Raw genomic sequence first — 13,506 nt, forward strand, 5'->3', positions numbered from 1 at the left:
GTGGATTTTTGGATTCAAGCAAGTTGTCCTAGATGTACAGGTTTCTTTGATGGAGAAGATCAAAATTTATCAAATGCAATTGAAACAATATTTCCAATGATGACTGAAAAGGCTGTCATGGTTTGGAAATCCATATATATACCGCTATGTTATAAATATGACATTAGTTATATGATAGATGATATTCTTTATATTCTTGAAAAATTAAGAAGTAATTCATCTGGTGAGATATCTTTGCATTGGGCATCTGATACATTTGCTAATGTATGGAATATAAGTTGGTCGGATGAGCAAATGGAAATAAACTCTCAATGGGGTTCTGTTTTGGGACATACTGAACAATTATTGACCACTAAAGGAGCTATTACTCTATCTAAGAAGTCTTTTAGATCAGAATGGAAAAGAGTTCTTTTCAATATTATATCGGGGCTAAGGGAATCAGGATATGAAGAGGGTAGCCTTTCGGGCATGTCGCGTTTAATTGCAGAGTATAACGCAATTGATGGTGAAGGAGTTCTCTACAATTGAAGAAGCGATGAGGAATGCTTTTGATAACTATAGTAAAGATTATCCGAATGGATTTAAAAGCTATTTTGGCGATTTCCAGAAACAAGATTAATTGTTGAATTGCAACGAGGTGCTTTGATGTTAGGTAACTTTTCGGAATGTAGTCAAAACCAAGTAATATCTTTTATTCCAATATTGTAAGACGTTAAGATTAAATGAGGTTGTTATTTGATTTTAAATGGAAAAATCGATGATGGTTATTTTACATTGGATTAATACTTCAGAAGATCTTGGAGATTTCTCTTCAAGGTCTTCTTTTGTGATCCACTCAAAGTACATAAATAATTTTTTCGAACATAGCTAGATTTATATAATTTAAATGTATTCCCAAAGATAAATAATGAAATTACAAAAAAAAGAATTTTAGGATGTACTTATTTAAAGAATACACGAGCAGGTTCGAGAAATGAAGTATTTCTTATGAGCAGAAGAGTGTCTAGATGATAATTTTAAATAATTATGTATAACTATTGCTGAAACAATAAGTATATTATAAATGATAATCAGATAGTTTCCTAACGGGCAGAGGGGAATTTGTCGGTATAGCCACTTAATACTGAGTATAAAATTCATAAAAGACTTGTTTTATAGGTTCTAGTTCCATCAAAAGAATCTACTAATCGCTTGTACTCTTATTAACTCCGGCCAATTTATTCACAACTTTGTAACCTTCTCTGGTAGGGGGGTTGCGAGATTGTTTTCAAATTGTTTTACTATATTTACCTACTATAGTCTGGTAATCTATTAATATATATAGGGGGAACGAAAAGACGTCAGGTTCAGTCGGTTCATACGCGTTTATGTTCTATATGTTGAGTGAATGTCTATATTGCCATGTCTATATCGTCATGTCTGTATAACTTCATAGACAAGCTAGAGATAGCTCCCGCACATTATAAAATACAGCACAGGATGGTGTAATGAATGAAGCTTTTAAATGCAAAATGGATGGCTGTATGCTTGATGGCAATCTGTTGTTTGGGTTTGCTAGGTATACATACGAATACGGCGAGTGCACAAGCGAAGGCTCCTTTGCTGGGGGTCAATGATGTGTTGCTAGATTCGAATACCATTCAGCCCGTAATGAAAAATGATAAGTTGTATGTTCCTATCGTTACATTAGGGCAAAAGATGGGGATTTCTACTTCGGCCAACGGCAACACATTGGTACTGACTGGACATAATCGCAGCTTTACGCTGGATTTGAACAAGGGGGATGTGTTCGAGCGTGGAGATCGTACAATGGTGCCAATTCGCACTTTGACCGATGCGTTCGGCTTCACTATTACGCTTCCAACAAGTAATCTATATCGAATTCAGAACGCAAATGCTAGTTTGTCTGATGCTCAGTTTTTGAATACATTCGCAACAGAAATTAAACAGTATGCAGCTGTCAAACCGGGCAAAGCCAGCAATTCAGGCAACAAGGGAACTGCCTCATCATCCAGTCGTACGATTTATTTGAGCTTCGATGATGGTCCTACGGCGCATACGTCGCAGCTGCTGGATATTTTAGATAAATATAATGCGAAGGCTACTTTCTTCATGCTGGGACCTGAAATTCGTCAACATAGCGCAGTGATGAAAAGAATGGTAGAGGCGGGTCATGGTTTGGGCCTGCATGGGATGACGCATCAGGTGAAGAAAATCTATGCATCCCCGGCAGCAGCATTGGCAGAGATGAATCAGGATAATGAAATTTTATTTAAGGCTACAGGAAAACGCACTTCTTTGATTCGTACACCTTATGGCAGCAAACCGTATTTGAAGAAAGCATATCGTGATCAACTGACGGGTGCAGGTTATCATATTTGGGACTGGAATATCGATTCCAATGATTGGCGTTATACTAAAAATCCAGAGCATTTTGTACAGACTGTCCTAAGTGATATTAGAAGATTGAAAAAGCAAGGCAGAACACCAGTCGTTCTTATGCATGATAAGCCATCTACGATCAAGGTTCTTCCACAAATCATGGCCGCTTTGCAGAAAGAAGGATATTCGTTCGAGCCGTTGAATGATAACCTGACTCCGCTTAATTTTTGGAATGATCATCGTTAATTGAATAGCATGAAAGAAAAGGCACCTTTTCAACCATTATATAGTGGTTGAAAAGGTGTCTTTTTGTTGTATTCGCTCGGAATTGTGAAGTTTGCAGCATGCTTTATATGAATCTATGAATTCATGTCTATGCACAGGTCATATGACTTTACGGGTTACCACGTCGCTGCATATATTACAGTAACCGCCCCGAGAGGAGGAGAGGTATGAATATTAATCCGAGTATGTTTAGTATGATTTGCGCTACCGCAGGAGCCCTTATTACGTTTGCCTTTGGCGGCTGGAATCAGCTAATGGTGCTATTCACGGTTGCAATGGCTGTTGATTATGTGACTGGAGTCGCCGCAGCAATTAAGACTGGGCAAGGTTTAAGCAGTAAAGCCGGCTTTTGGGGGCTGGCTAGAAAGGCTTTAATGCTAATGGTAATTTCTTTGGCGCATCATGTGGATCTCCTGATGGGTACCGAAATCATGAAAGGGGCGACAACGTATTTTTATTTATCCAATGAATTGATCTCTATTACGGAAAACTGTTCACGAATGGGTCTGCCGCTCCCACCGAAGCTCAAGAATTTTTTTGCCCTATTAAAGGACAAGGAGTCTGATGGTAAAAATGGCGGAAAAGATCGCTAGAATTACAAAGTTTCTTTCCGTATGTGGGGCGTTATGATAAAATTTTCAAGAGAACATTTTAAGATAAGGAGCCTATACGCATGATTAAACATATTGTTTTGTTCAAATTGAAAGACCGCTCCCCCGAAAGCATTGAGCACACGGCATCCATTTTGCGCAGCATGAACGGCAAAATCAAAGAGCTGCTGTCACTCGAAGTAGGTACGGATGTGATTCGTTCGGAACGTTCTTATGATATTTCCCTTACCGCTGTTGTCGAAACACTGGAGGATTTGCAAACGTATCAGGTACATCCTGTGCACCAGGAAATTATTGTACACATGAATGAAGTAAAGGATGTATCTATCGCAGTTGATTATGAAATCTAAAGCGATTACTGGAGGTGTAGGACCTTGTATTATGTCAACCGGGAACAAATTGAGCTTCGACTAGGGGCTGTTCCCGACATTGTCGCCGGACTTCGCCAGACTTCTGCTGCCTGGAACGGCGATCTGTTGCAGGGGCTAGTGCAGGAGCGCTGCCTTCATCTGGCAATTGAGACGGTAACGGACGTAGGAAGCTATATCATCGACGGATTTATTATGCGTGACGCTAGTAGCTATGAGGATATTATCGGTATCATTCATGAGGAGGGTGTACTGGATGATACCGTATTTCATTCGCTAGTAGAGCTGGTAGGCTTACGTAAACCCCTAGTACAGGAGTACTTCCATTGGGACCGGACAAGCCTTCACCCGCTTACACCAAAGCTGCCTGGGTTGCTGGAGCTTTTTGCATCTAACGTGCATGATTATTTAAATAAGGAATTGGGTCCCCAGCCCGAGGGAGTGTAAAGGCAAAAGTGACGGATAAGTATATCGTACCCGAAATGCCCACTAGGCGCATGATCATGACATTATTGAAAACCCAGGGACCTGTGGGCGTCGGAAGCTTGGCAGCTCAATTGGGCATTACCGAAATGGGAGTGCGCAGGCATCTCAAATTGATGGAGCAGGATGGTCTGATCGTGGCTACGATCGTGAGACAGGCGATGGGACGCCCGACGTTTTTATACAGTCTGAGCGAGCAGGGAAGCGAGCAGTTTCCTCGTAATTATGATCATCTGTTACTGGAACTGTTAGAGGAGCTGGATGAAGAACAGGGAATGGAAGCTGTTTACTCGCTGTTTGATGGTAGAAAACGTAAAATGATGAAGCGCTACGCCCCTCACATGGAGGGGAAGACTACACTGGCCTCACGTGTGGAAAAGCTTTCGGGCATCCAGAATGCTTCCGGATATATGGCAGAGTGGCACGAGGAAGAGGATGGTAGCTACTCTATTGTGGAATACAATTGTCCTATCTCTCAAATTGCAGGCCGTTACCGCAAGGCTTGTGAATGCGAGCAGCAAATGTTTGAGGAGCTGCTTGATGCCGAGGTTGTTCGTGAGGATTGTTTGGCGGATGGGGGCCGTTGTTGCCTGTATCGTATCCGCTCTAAAAAAAAGTAAAACTTTTCAGGCTTGTTTTCTGTATCATGACAAGCTCTCCATGCTTATAATGCACTAACAGATGGGCATTCGCCCGGGCACAAGGGAGAGATGATGATGAAGGAGAACTGCAAAAGTTTTATCCGAGGCGCGTTGGCAGGCAGCATTATTGGTTCGGTTGCTGCTTTGTTATTTGCCCCTAAGTCTGGTCGTGAGCTGCGTCAGAATATTACAGATCAGGCGCGCAACGTAAGTGATAAGGGACAGGAGCTAGCGGGGAAAATTTCAGACACCTCAATTGAGTATACTGACAAAATTAAGGAGACAGCCTCAGCCGTCATTCATGAAATTGGGCAATGGCGTAAAAAGGGTGAAATTATTCCTGAGGTTAGTATTTCATCAGCGACTGTTCAAGAAGATACGGAAAAAGATGCTCTGTAACGGTCTGTAAAACGTAGGTGAAACACTGAATACGGTTTGAATTCGTGGCTTCTCCCGTTGGGGTGGAGCCTTTTTATTGATCACTTCCTCGTTTTAGGGTAATCTTTTGGGGTACCTTTTACATTAATACGACATAAGGTATGTAGCAACGGATAGCTTTCCGAGATGAAACAACTCATATTTGAACAAAAAAGGAAGCGGTGTGTACGTGCAGCAAGCGATTGCAATATTGGATTCCGGTGTAGGAGGTTTGACGGTTGTAAAAGAAGTCATGCGTCAGCTTCCACGGGAAAAAATCATTTATTTTGGAGACACTGCGCGCACTCCGTATGGCCCCCGACCATCGGAAGAGGTTAAAAAATTTACAGAGCAAATGGTTGATTTTCTGATTCAATTTGATCCGAAAGTCATTATTATTGCTTGTAACACGGCTACTGCCGCGGCATTGGACTATATAAGCCAAAAGGTATCCATTCCGGTGATCGGAGTCATTCACCCTGGGGCTCGTGCTGCGATTAGCGCGACGGCTACCGGGCATGTCGGGGTGATTGGGACTGTCGGTACGATTCGAAGCGGAGCGTATACAGCTGCGCTCAAGCAATTGTCTCCTTATGTAGACGTGGTGAGCCATGCTTGTCCTGCGCTTGTTCCATTGGTGGAACAAGGGTTATTCCGCTCCAAGACGACATCGCAGGTTGTGGAGGAGACATTGAGACCTATTCAAACGTATCCGATTGATTGTCTGATTCTTGGTTGTACGCATTATCCTTTTTTGAAGGAAACGATTCAAGAAGTCATGGGGCCTGCAGTAAAGCTCATTAGCTCGGCAGATGAAACGGCGCGTGAGACGAGTACCATTTTGTATAACAAAGGCAAGTTGGAAGCTGGGGACGAAACGCCGGTGCATCAGCTTTTTTGTTCCGGCGATCCTGAATTGTTCCAGCGCATTGCCGCACAGTGGCTCGGGGAGCAAATTCGCCAAACGCCTGTCGTCTGGCAAGTCACCAATTTGGATTAACGAGACAGCCGACTTTTTTTGTCATTGGACAAAAGAAGTCGGTTGTTTTGCTTTTCGCTACATCAAGACACGCCGCGTCTGCATAACATGCAGTAAGGCAGATGGAAGGGGCGTAGTAAGATGAGGGAATATATCGTTCAAAAAGGAGATACATTGCACCGGGTCGCCTCGGCTTTTAAACTATCGGCGGATACTTTGATCGTAGATAATCCGTGGGCCGCCACGCAACCCTATCTGATTAGTGGTCAAGTGTTATATATTCGTCCGTCTACGGATCGTAAATACGTTATTCAGCCTGGTGAGTATGCAAGACAGATTGCCAAGCAGTTTGGTGTGGAGCTTGATGAGTTACGGCTAGCCAATCCAGGACTTGCGGAGCATGATTTTACGGAAGGAAAAACTATTGTTATTCCTGAAGACCATCAGGATCAGATTGTACGATTACGTGGAGAATATGGATATGAAGATTTAAAGGAAGACCTAGCGGCCTTGGCCCTCAGATATCCGTTTATTGAAGTTGGCAGCATTGGCACCAGTGTCATGGGGAAGGATATTCCTTATGTACGTATTGGGCAGGGAACCCGTAAAATTCATGCCAATGCTTCTGTTCATGCTAATGAATGGCTGACGACGCCTTGTTTGCTGCGTTTTATAGAGCAATATGCACAAGGGATCGATGGGACTGAAGAACATATAGGGACCTCTCAATGGGTGTATGGAGGTTCTCCGCAGGATTTGCTGGAGCATACATCCCTATGGGTGGTTCCGATGGTCAACCCGGATGGGGTAGAGCTGGTGCAACAAGGTGTACTCCCAACTCATCCGTTGTATCATGATCTCAAAAAGTGGAATGAAGGACGTGCTGATTATCGCGGTTGGAAGGCCAATATTCGTGGTGTCGATCTCAACGATCAATTTCCGGCATATTGGGAAGAAGAGGTACGCAGACGCGGTAAAATAGGTCCGTCTCGACGAGACTATGCAGGACCTGCACCTTTGTCTGAACCAGAGTCCAAGGCGCTTGCCGATCTGACGGAGCGCGAACAGTTCGACATGGTGTTATCCATACACAGTCAGGGACAGGAGATCTATTGGAATTATCGGGATCTAGAGCCTAAGGAGAGCCGAGATTGGGCCTTACGGCTAGCTGCCGCAACAGGGTACCGGGCGGTAAAGCTGGGTGGGAGCGATGCAGGGTACAAGGATTGGTTTATACAGCGATTTGGTAAACCAGGGTTTACCGTTGAAGTCGGTCTAGGTGTAAATCCGCTGCCCACGCGTGATTACGATGATATTGCAGCAGAAGTGGGCATGTTAATGGCAACAGTGCTGTCATGGTGAAAAATTCGGCCTACTGAAACGTATCGAATCATTTGCGCGTATTAGGAGGAACACGTTTTTTATAAGTGTTCCTCTTTACATGTCCCTTCAATGGGGTATATATACTTAGGAGCATTGGAAATGGAGTGAACAACTATGAAGTGGAAAAGATTACTATCTCTCCGTCAATGGTCACATGTATTTCGTCGTATGCCCCGATTTATTACTTCATCAAGGATTCCGCTGGGAGAAAAGTTACTCTTTGCGGTGCCTGTATTGCTCTATTGGGTATTACCTGATGTCATGCCATTTATGCCCATCGACGATATTGGTGTGACGCTATTGCTTATGAATTGGTTTGTCACCCGTGCCGAACGAAAATATCCAGATGTGCTTGAAAAGCAGCATGTACGTGTTCGGTAGATAAGCTTATGAATTTCGTGATTGCGATTTTTCACGATTTTCTTTACAATAGGAATATTGCCTTTTGCTATGCTGAATATAATTGTGGTCTATCGGCTCATGATGATGTTTCAGACGCAGCTGTGCTGCCGTAGTACCTCTTTCCCTCTGGGATAGAGGCTAATTATTTGAGTTGTTGATTTTACCCGCTAGGTTGTGTGGTGTGGATATGTATCCAATGAACCACATTTCATTTAATGAATATGAAGGAGATGAAGTTTGATGAACTGCAAAATTACTCGTAACGCAGCTAAAGTATTGAAACTTGAACTGGATAAGGAAGAGAACCAAGGGAAGAGCCTGCGCGTTGTTATTACTCATGCTCATGGAGATCATGCTCATTACGGGCTGGATTTGGACACGCCTAAAGAAACAGATACTGTCGTATCTACAGATAAAGGCATTGACGTAATTTTGGAAAACGGCCAGCCGCTGCTGGATGGTGTGAAAATTGATTACTTGTACTTCCCCGAAGAAGGATTTGTCATTACTAACCCTTCCCAAGGTAATCACGGCGACCACTAAGCCGGAGCTCGGAGGGATGACAGATGGCCAATGATATTCGCGTATGTGATGAATGCAATCATATCCGCTTGAAAACGATCTTGCCCAAGTTGCAAAAGATGGCACCAGATGCCGAGATCAAAATCGGCTGCAAATCGTATTGCGGTCCTTGTGGGAAACGAGCGTTTGTATATGTGAACGGACGTTATGTGAGTGCGGCCACAGAGGATGAAGTATTGGAGAAGGCTGCGCGCTTTATCAAATAGTTCCAGTACGCAGCATTCGCAATTTTTGAATAGTTCTCCTTCTTCTGATCCATGCTAATGGATGTAGACCACTGCCCAGAAGGAGGAGTGACTCATGGCCCAATATGATTCTAATCTCGACAATCACAGTGTTGAAGCTCAAACACAAAACTCGGTGGACAGGCTACACAATGCCGTCTCTCAGGCATTGTCACATCCGGCTGAGCAACTGATTGAACAGGCGGAGCAATCTCGCACTCATGCGGAACATGCCATACAGCAGGCAAAGGATAGCCTTGGTGACGACTCAGTAGAAGTTGCAGAGGACATGCTTGGTGAAGAGGTACAACGGCTTGAACAAGCTAAAAAAACGTTGCGTTCCTAGCGCAGTCGAGTGACAATCCATATAAAAAAGCACGATCCACAGCACTTACAAGCTGATGGATCGTGCTTTTTTGTTATATACAGGGTGGGTATGCGATCGGCATCCTTAAAAGAGTTCGGGGAGGATGCTATGTTAGCAACCTCCCACAGAAAGTCTATTAGATAAAGAAGGAGTTACTTCTTTGTTTGTGGTTCCCATTCGCGAATAAGATCGTATGTGATAACCTGATCGGATATGTTCAACCGATTGAGAGCTTCGGTATAGCCCGGTCCGCAGGCGTTAACATCTGTAGGCTGGCCTGTACTCAGGTTGTAACAGGTCCCTTTGGAGAATGTACCGTCCTCAGATGGAATGTAGTACACTCGTCCATCGGTGAAAGCACCAGTACGCAGTACAACCATACGAGGCTTCCCGCTAAACAGATCGTTTCCCATAAAATGATATGGTTTTGTAGAAATCCCAAGTAGGTGCATTACGGAAGGCGTCAGATCCAACTGACCTGCCGGTTCCGTATACGTGCCCGCCTGACTTCCGTCAGGAAGATGCACAAGCAATGGCACTTGATTCATGATTTTCTGCATGTCCAGATCCGTAAGTGGCTTGCCTAAAAACTTCTCATACAGTGCTTTGTCTTTAATAGAATTGTCATGATCCCCATAAAACATCAGGATCGTATCATCCCACAGTCCGTCTTTCTTCATCTGATCTACCAATTCGCCCAGTGCTTCATCTACATAATGGACAGATTTCAGATAGTCTCCGAACATGGTACCTTCAAACTCGCCAACGTCCAAATCTACCGCGTCAGGTGACAGGTTGTACGGATGATGGCTGGAGATACCGACCATATAGGCGTAGAACGGCTGCTTAACTTCGGTGGTGAGATCATTGAGCGTTTGACGGAAAAAGGATTTATCTCCTAGGGACCAACCCAGTGGCTCATCTATTTTAAAATCTTTTTTACTGTAGAACTTGTCATAGTTCATTGCCTTATACATGGTGTAACGGTTCCAGAAGCTGCTATCGTACACGTGAAACGCATTGGGACTATACCCAGTATCCTTCAAAATGGAAGGTAACGTATCGAATTTATGGTCCGCATAACGGATAAATACCGAGCCAGTAGGGAGCGGATGCAGCGAAGCATGTGTAGAGAAGTCCGCGTCCGAAGTACGACCCTGCGCAGTCTGGTGAAAATAATTGTTGAAATACATGCTTTCCTTCGTCAGTTTGTCAAAGTTAGGCGTAATCGCTTGACCGTTGATCTGTTTGCCGATAAAAAAGTTCATGAACGCTTCAGCTTGTATGACCATCACGTTTTTGCCCTTATACTTGCCAGATAGATCATTTTTAACCTGAAGCAACTTTTGGTGCTGATTAAACCATTCCTTATCCTTATCGGATTCTGCTTGAGCCAATGTAGGCTGGGGACCAAGGTGATCCTGACCATAGCGGTAGATGTCATATCCATGAAATCCGATCAATCCGGTTACGTTGTACAAGGCCATCGACCACCAGTTGCCGACAAATATGCCAGTTGCCCATGTGGAGGTATAATATTTGATCGGCCCAAATGTCAATACATAGCCAATCAGGAAGGCCAATGCCCCTTTGGAGAAGCGAAGCAGGAACCTCCTTGTGAACGAGCTTCGGGATGCTTCTAAATAAGTATCATTCGTTGTAAGTCGACGTCGTAACGAAGCCACAAATATGACATACGGAATGAATAGAATCCAGTCTGCAAAAAAGAAAATGTCCCACCAGTACATAAGGGATGCGATACTTCCGCCCAGAGAGTCAACTTGTCCGGCTTGAAGTAAGACGGGAATCGTAATGAAATCCTGGAAATACCGATAATAAACCATGTCGGAATAAATGAGCGCGGTGAGCAAAACATCGAGCACCACAAGAGCAATCAAACGTCCGCGACGTGGTAGCCATAAGGTCCAGAAGCTCACAAGTAAAAGAGAACCAATAGCGATGACATAATCCAGCGGATTCATGTCAATATTTTGGGCATGCAAGTTATAGTGAATCAGTACGAGCTTGCCGATCATAAGTACAAAAAACAGACCTAATCCAAAATATCGAGACAGCAGCACTCTGCTGAACGTGTTACCAGTGCGACTTGCACTGGACGTGCGAATAACCAACACTTTACCCCCTCCGGCAGAAATGTTCGGCTAGTATAAACTACATATTAACGTAATGTTAAAACCGAAATGCCTTTAATTATTATAGCGCTCATCTCGCGCATTTCAATGATTAAGTAAAGAAAATACAGCACAAATCAGGCCAGAAGAACGAACAGAGGGTTCGTTTCCTGGCCTAAACTTCATCATATTTAAGGCTGCAACGGCGAAGTATCTTTGCGGCGCGGAGGCAGAGGGCCTAGATACTGATAGTATTGGCATTCAATACGGCCGTTAAACAACTTCCGGCGCTTGTCTGCTTTACGGCCCCAATAATGCTCAAATTGCTTGGTGGAGCTGATGGCAAAGAAGGACCAAGTCTTCATTTCGGCTGCCGTGCGTGCGAGTGAACGGATCAGCTTTTCCACCTCGGATTGCTCGCTCAGTCTCTCGCCATAAGGTGGGTTTGTAATCATCACACCATATTGTCCTTCGAGTCTGACTTTAGTTACAGGCATTACCTTAAGAGGGATGTCTTTAGCAAAGCCTGCTGCTTTTACAGCTGCCTCAGCAACTTGTATGGCATTTGGGTCGATATCGCTACCTGCAATCTCAAAAGGAATGTCATCGCGGGTCAAATCCATCGCTTCGTCGCGAGCCTGATCCCATAATTCTCTGCCAATGACAGGCCAGTCTTCCGAGTTAAAGGTACGTCTCAGGCCTGGCGCAATGTTCCAGGCTTGCATGGCAGCTTCGACCAATAAAGTACCGGAACCGCAGCATGGGTCATAGAATGGTCGGTCAGGGCTCCAGCGACTAAGCTGAATAAGAGCAGAAGCCATCGTTTCTTTGAGAGGCGCCTCTGTAACGAGCTTACGATAGCCGCGTTTGTGCAGTCCTGGACCGGTCGTATCAAGTGTCAGCAATGCACGATCATTCAATAGAATGACCTCAATGACGTAACGAGGGCCATCTTCAGCAAACCAATCTGTGTGGTAGGTTTCCTTGAGCTTCTCTACAATCGCCTTCTTGACGATTCCCTGACTGGCTGGTACGCTACTAAGCTGTGATTTGTGCGAACGTCCCTCTACGGGAAATTCACCATCTACAGGAATCCAATCCTGCCAAGGCAATGCTTTGGTACCCTCGAACAGCTCGTCGAAGGTAGTTGCAGCAAATTCACCCATTTTTATAAGCACGCGGTCTGATGTGCGAAGCCACAGGTTACACCGGCATATATCCATATAATCTCCGGTAAAAACGACGCGGCCATTTTCAACGGTCAGATCTTCGTACCCGAGTTCTCTGAGTTCCCGGGCCACGACGGCTTCAAGTCCCATTGGCGCAGTTGCAATTAGTTGCAGTTGAGTCATTAAACGTATTCACTCCGTCCCCATAATCATGTAAGCTTGGTTCAATCCCTATAGTATAGGTCATTGTACTCGAAGAGACAAATCATTAAGGTAAAAAATTTACGAAGGACATCACGTCCAACCTGCGCTATGATTAAGCAAGAAGGAGAGATGAACCGTGGAAATTACACCAAATATGACCCCTGAACAATATGTAGACCAGCTGGTACAAGAAGATGAAGCACTGCGCAGTATTAGGGAGGCTATCGTTAAAGAAGGTATGCCGGAAGTATCCGTTGCTCATCCTTACGGAAAACTGTTGACCTTTCTAATTGAAGTATCTGGCGCACAGCATGTACTGGAAATCGGCGCATTAGGCGGCTACAGTGGATTATGTCTGGCTCGTGGGCTGGGAGAAAAGGGCCGCATTGTGTCACTGGAGCTGAAAGAAGCGTACGCAGCGCTGGCACATCGACATATGGAAAACAACGGATACGGTGACCGTGTCGAATATCGTATCGGACCCGCAGCGGACAGCTTGAAGGAACTTCAGGAAGAGGGAAGAACTTTCGATTTTTTCTTCATTGATGCAGATAAGGAAAATTACCCAGTGTATCTGGAATATGCGATTGCTCTGGCGAATCCGGGTGCCATTATTGCGGGAGACAACTGTTTCCTTCGCGGACGGACGCTGAATACGGATAAGAACGGCCCTGCCGTCCAGGCCGTGAGACGTTTTAACGAAACGATAGCAACAGATCCACGGCTGGTCAGCACGCTTTTGCCAGCTTACGATGGATTGGCGCTAGCTCGAGTTAAATAGTGTTCATTCCCTATGTATAGCTATACAAAAAGAACCTCCTTGTCCACAGCAGCGTGGAGCGGAGGTTCTTATCTGTTAAGGCAGGCTTGTCTTACC

At 44.5% G+C, this 13,506-nt stretch carries 16 protein-coding genes; 14 read left to right on the forward strand and 2 right to left on the reverse strand.

Features of this window, described 5'->3' with window-relative positions; all coding sequences use genetic code 11:
- The 13 genes from ACUUJN_RS08820 to ACUUJN_RS08880 all read left to right on the forward strand — a co-directional run bounded on the left by ACUUJN_RS08820 (position 1) and on the right by ACUUJN_RS08880 (position 9,103).
- A complete protein-coding gene (locus ACUUJN_RS08820) occupies positions 1–528 on the forward strand; it encodes a hypothetical protein (RefSeq protein WP_254325934.1) in 528 nt (175 codons plus the stop codon).
- Between the two features lie 963 nt (positions 529–1,491).
- Positions 1,492–2,628 carry a polysaccharide deacetylase family protein gene (locus ACUUJN_RS08825; RefSeq protein ID WP_023987984.1) on the forward strand — a complete coding sequence of 379 codons (1,137 nt, stop codon included), beginning with the start codon at positions 1,492–1,494 and terminating at the stop codon, positions 2,626–2,628.
- A gap of 206 nt (positions 2,629–2,834) precedes the next feature.
- Positions 2,835–3,260, forward strand: coding sequence for a phage holin family protein (locus tag ACUUJN_RS08830; RefSeq protein ID WP_023987985.1), 426 nt, complete (start codon positions 2,835–2,837; stop codon positions 3,258–3,260).
- An 80-nt stretch (positions 3,261–3,340) separates the two neighbouring features.
- Positions 3,341–3,628, forward strand: a complete 288-nt coding sequence (locus ACUUJN_RS08835) for a Dabb family protein (RefSeq protein WP_013309679.1) — start codon at positions 3,341–3,343, stop codon at positions 3,626–3,628.
- Positions 3,629–3,652: 24 nt separating this feature from the next.
- Entirely contained in the window at positions 3,653–4,093 is a 441-nt protein-coding gene (locus ACUUJN_RS08840) for a DUF86 domain-containing protein (protein WP_023987986.1), read from the forward strand.
- A gap of 8 nt (positions 4,094–4,101) precedes the next feature.
- Positions 4,102–4,749 carry a helix-turn-helix transcriptional regulator gene (locus ACUUJN_RS08845; RefSeq protein WP_028542843.1) on the forward strand — a complete coding sequence of 216 codons (648 nt, stop codon included), beginning with the start codon at positions 4,102–4,104 and terminating at the stop codon, positions 4,747–4,749.
- A 96-nt stretch (positions 4,750–4,845) separates the two neighbouring features.
- Positions 4,846–5,169, forward strand: coding sequence for a YtxH domain-containing protein (locus ACUUJN_RS08850; RefSeq protein ID WP_068940242.1), 324 nt, complete (start codon positions 4,846–4,848; stop codon positions 5,167–5,169).
- Positions 5,170–5,377: 208 nt separating this feature from the next.
- Entirely contained in the window at positions 5,378–6,187 is an 810-nt protein-coding gene (racE, locus tag ACUUJN_RS08855) for a glutamate racemase (protein ID WP_023987989.1), read from the forward strand.
- Positions 6,188–6,307: 120 nt separating this feature from the next.
- The gene (locus ACUUJN_RS08860) at positions 6,308–7,528 is read left to right on the forward strand and encodes a M14 family metallopeptidase (protein ID WP_023987990.1); all 1,221 of its coding nucleotides are present in this window, start codon (positions 6,308–6,310) and stop codon (positions 7,526–7,528) included.
- A 135-nt stretch (positions 7,529–7,663) separates the two neighbouring features.
- Positions 7,664–7,930 carry a hypothetical protein gene (locus ACUUJN_RS08865; protein WP_023987991.1) on the forward strand — a complete coding sequence of 89 codons (267 nt, stop codon included), beginning with the start codon at positions 7,664–7,666 and terminating at the stop codon, positions 7,928–7,930.
- 261 nt (positions 7,931–8,191) lie between these two features.
- Positions 8,192–8,494 (forward strand): iron-sulfur cluster assembly accessory protein, encoded by a 303-nt coding sequence (locus ACUUJN_RS08870; protein ID WP_013309686.1) that lies wholly within the window; start codon positions 8,192–8,194, stop codon positions 8,492–8,494.
- A gap of 23 nt (positions 8,495–8,517) precedes the next feature.
- The gene (locus tag ACUUJN_RS08875; protein ID WP_007429791.1) at positions 8,518–8,739 is read left to right on the forward strand and encodes a YuzB family protein; all 222 of its coding nucleotides are present in this window, start codon (positions 8,518–8,520) and stop codon (positions 8,737–8,739) included.
- A 94-nt stretch (positions 8,740–8,833) separates the two neighbouring features.
- A complete protein-coding gene (locus tag ACUUJN_RS08880; protein ID WP_023987992.1) occupies positions 8,834–9,103 on the forward strand; it encodes a hypothetical protein in 270 nt (89 codons plus the stop codon).
- Positions 9,104–9,276: 173 nt separating this feature from the next.
- Here the strand turns inward: ACUUJN_RS08880 and ACUUJN_RS08885 are convergent, their stop codons facing one another.
- The gene (locus ACUUJN_RS08885; protein ID WP_028542840.1) at positions 9,277–11,259 is read right to left on the reverse strand and encodes an LTA synthase family protein; all 1,983 of its coding nucleotides are present in this window, start codon (positions 11,257–11,259) and stop codon (positions 9,277–9,279) included.
- A 188-nt stretch (positions 11,260–11,447) separates the two neighbouring features.
- The gene (locus tag ACUUJN_RS08890; RefSeq protein WP_023987994.1) at positions 11,448–12,608 is read right to left on the reverse strand and encodes a THUMP domain-containing class I SAM-dependent RNA methyltransferase; all 1,161 of its coding nucleotides are present in this window, start codon (positions 12,606–12,608) and stop codon (positions 11,448–11,450) included.
- A 157-nt stretch (positions 12,609–12,765) separates the two neighbouring features.
- Here ACUUJN_RS08890 and ACUUJN_RS08895 point away from each other — a divergent pair, with 157 nt between their 5' ends.
- The gene (locus tag ACUUJN_RS08895) at positions 12,766–13,410 is read left to right on the forward strand and encodes an O-methyltransferase (RefSeq protein ID WP_023987995.1); all 645 of its coding nucleotides are present in this window, start codon (positions 12,766–12,768) and stop codon (positions 13,408–13,410) included.
- Positions 13,411–13,506 lie beyond the last annotated feature (96 nt).

Source organism: Paenibacillus sp. LRG-1 (assembly GCF_057220305.1).

What these genes read in the sequence shown, in the direction of transcription:
- ACUUJN_RS08825 (WP_023987984.1), top strand. Translation starts at nt 1,492, where the DNA reads ATGAAGCTTTTAAATGCAAAATGGATGGCTGTATGCTTGATGGCAATC.
- ACUUJN_RS08830 (WP_023987985.1), top strand. Translation starts at nt 2,835, where the DNA reads ATGAATATTAATCCGAGTATGTTTAGTATGATTTGCGCTACCGCAGGA.
- ACUUJN_RS08835 (WP_013309679.1), top strand. Translation starts at nt 3,341, where the DNA reads ATGATTAAACATATTGTTTTGTTCAAATTGAAAGACCGCTCCCCCGAA.
- ACUUJN_RS08850 (WP_068940242.1), top strand. Translation starts at nt 4,846, where the DNA reads ATGAAGGAGAACTGCAAAAGTTTTATCCGAGGCGCGTTGGCAGGCAGC.
- ACUUJN_RS08860 (WP_023987990.1), top strand. Translation starts at nt 6,308, where the DNA reads ATGAGGGAATATATCGTTCAAAAAGGAGATACATTGCACCGGGTCGCC.
- ACUUJN_RS08865 (WP_023987991.1), top strand. Translation starts at nt 7,664, where the DNA reads ATGAAGTGGAAAAGATTACTATCTCTCCGTCAATGGTCACATGTATTT.
- ACUUJN_RS08870 (WP_013309686.1), top strand. Translation starts at nt 8,192, where the DNA reads ATGAACTGCAAAATTACTCGTAACGCAGCTAAAGTATTGAAACTTGAA.
- ACUUJN_RS08875 (WP_007429791.1), top strand. Translation starts at nt 8,518, where the DNA reads ATGGCCAATGATATTCGCGTATGTGATGAATGCAATCATATCCGCTTG.
- ACUUJN_RS08880 (WP_023987992.1), top strand. Translation starts at nt 8,834, where the DNA reads ATGGCCCAATATGATTCTAATCTCGACAATCACAGTGTTGAAGCTCAA.
- ACUUJN_RS08890 (WP_023987994.1), bottom strand. Translation starts at nt 12,608, where the DNA reads ATGACTCAACTGCAACTAATTGCAACTGCGCCAATGGGACTTGAAGCC.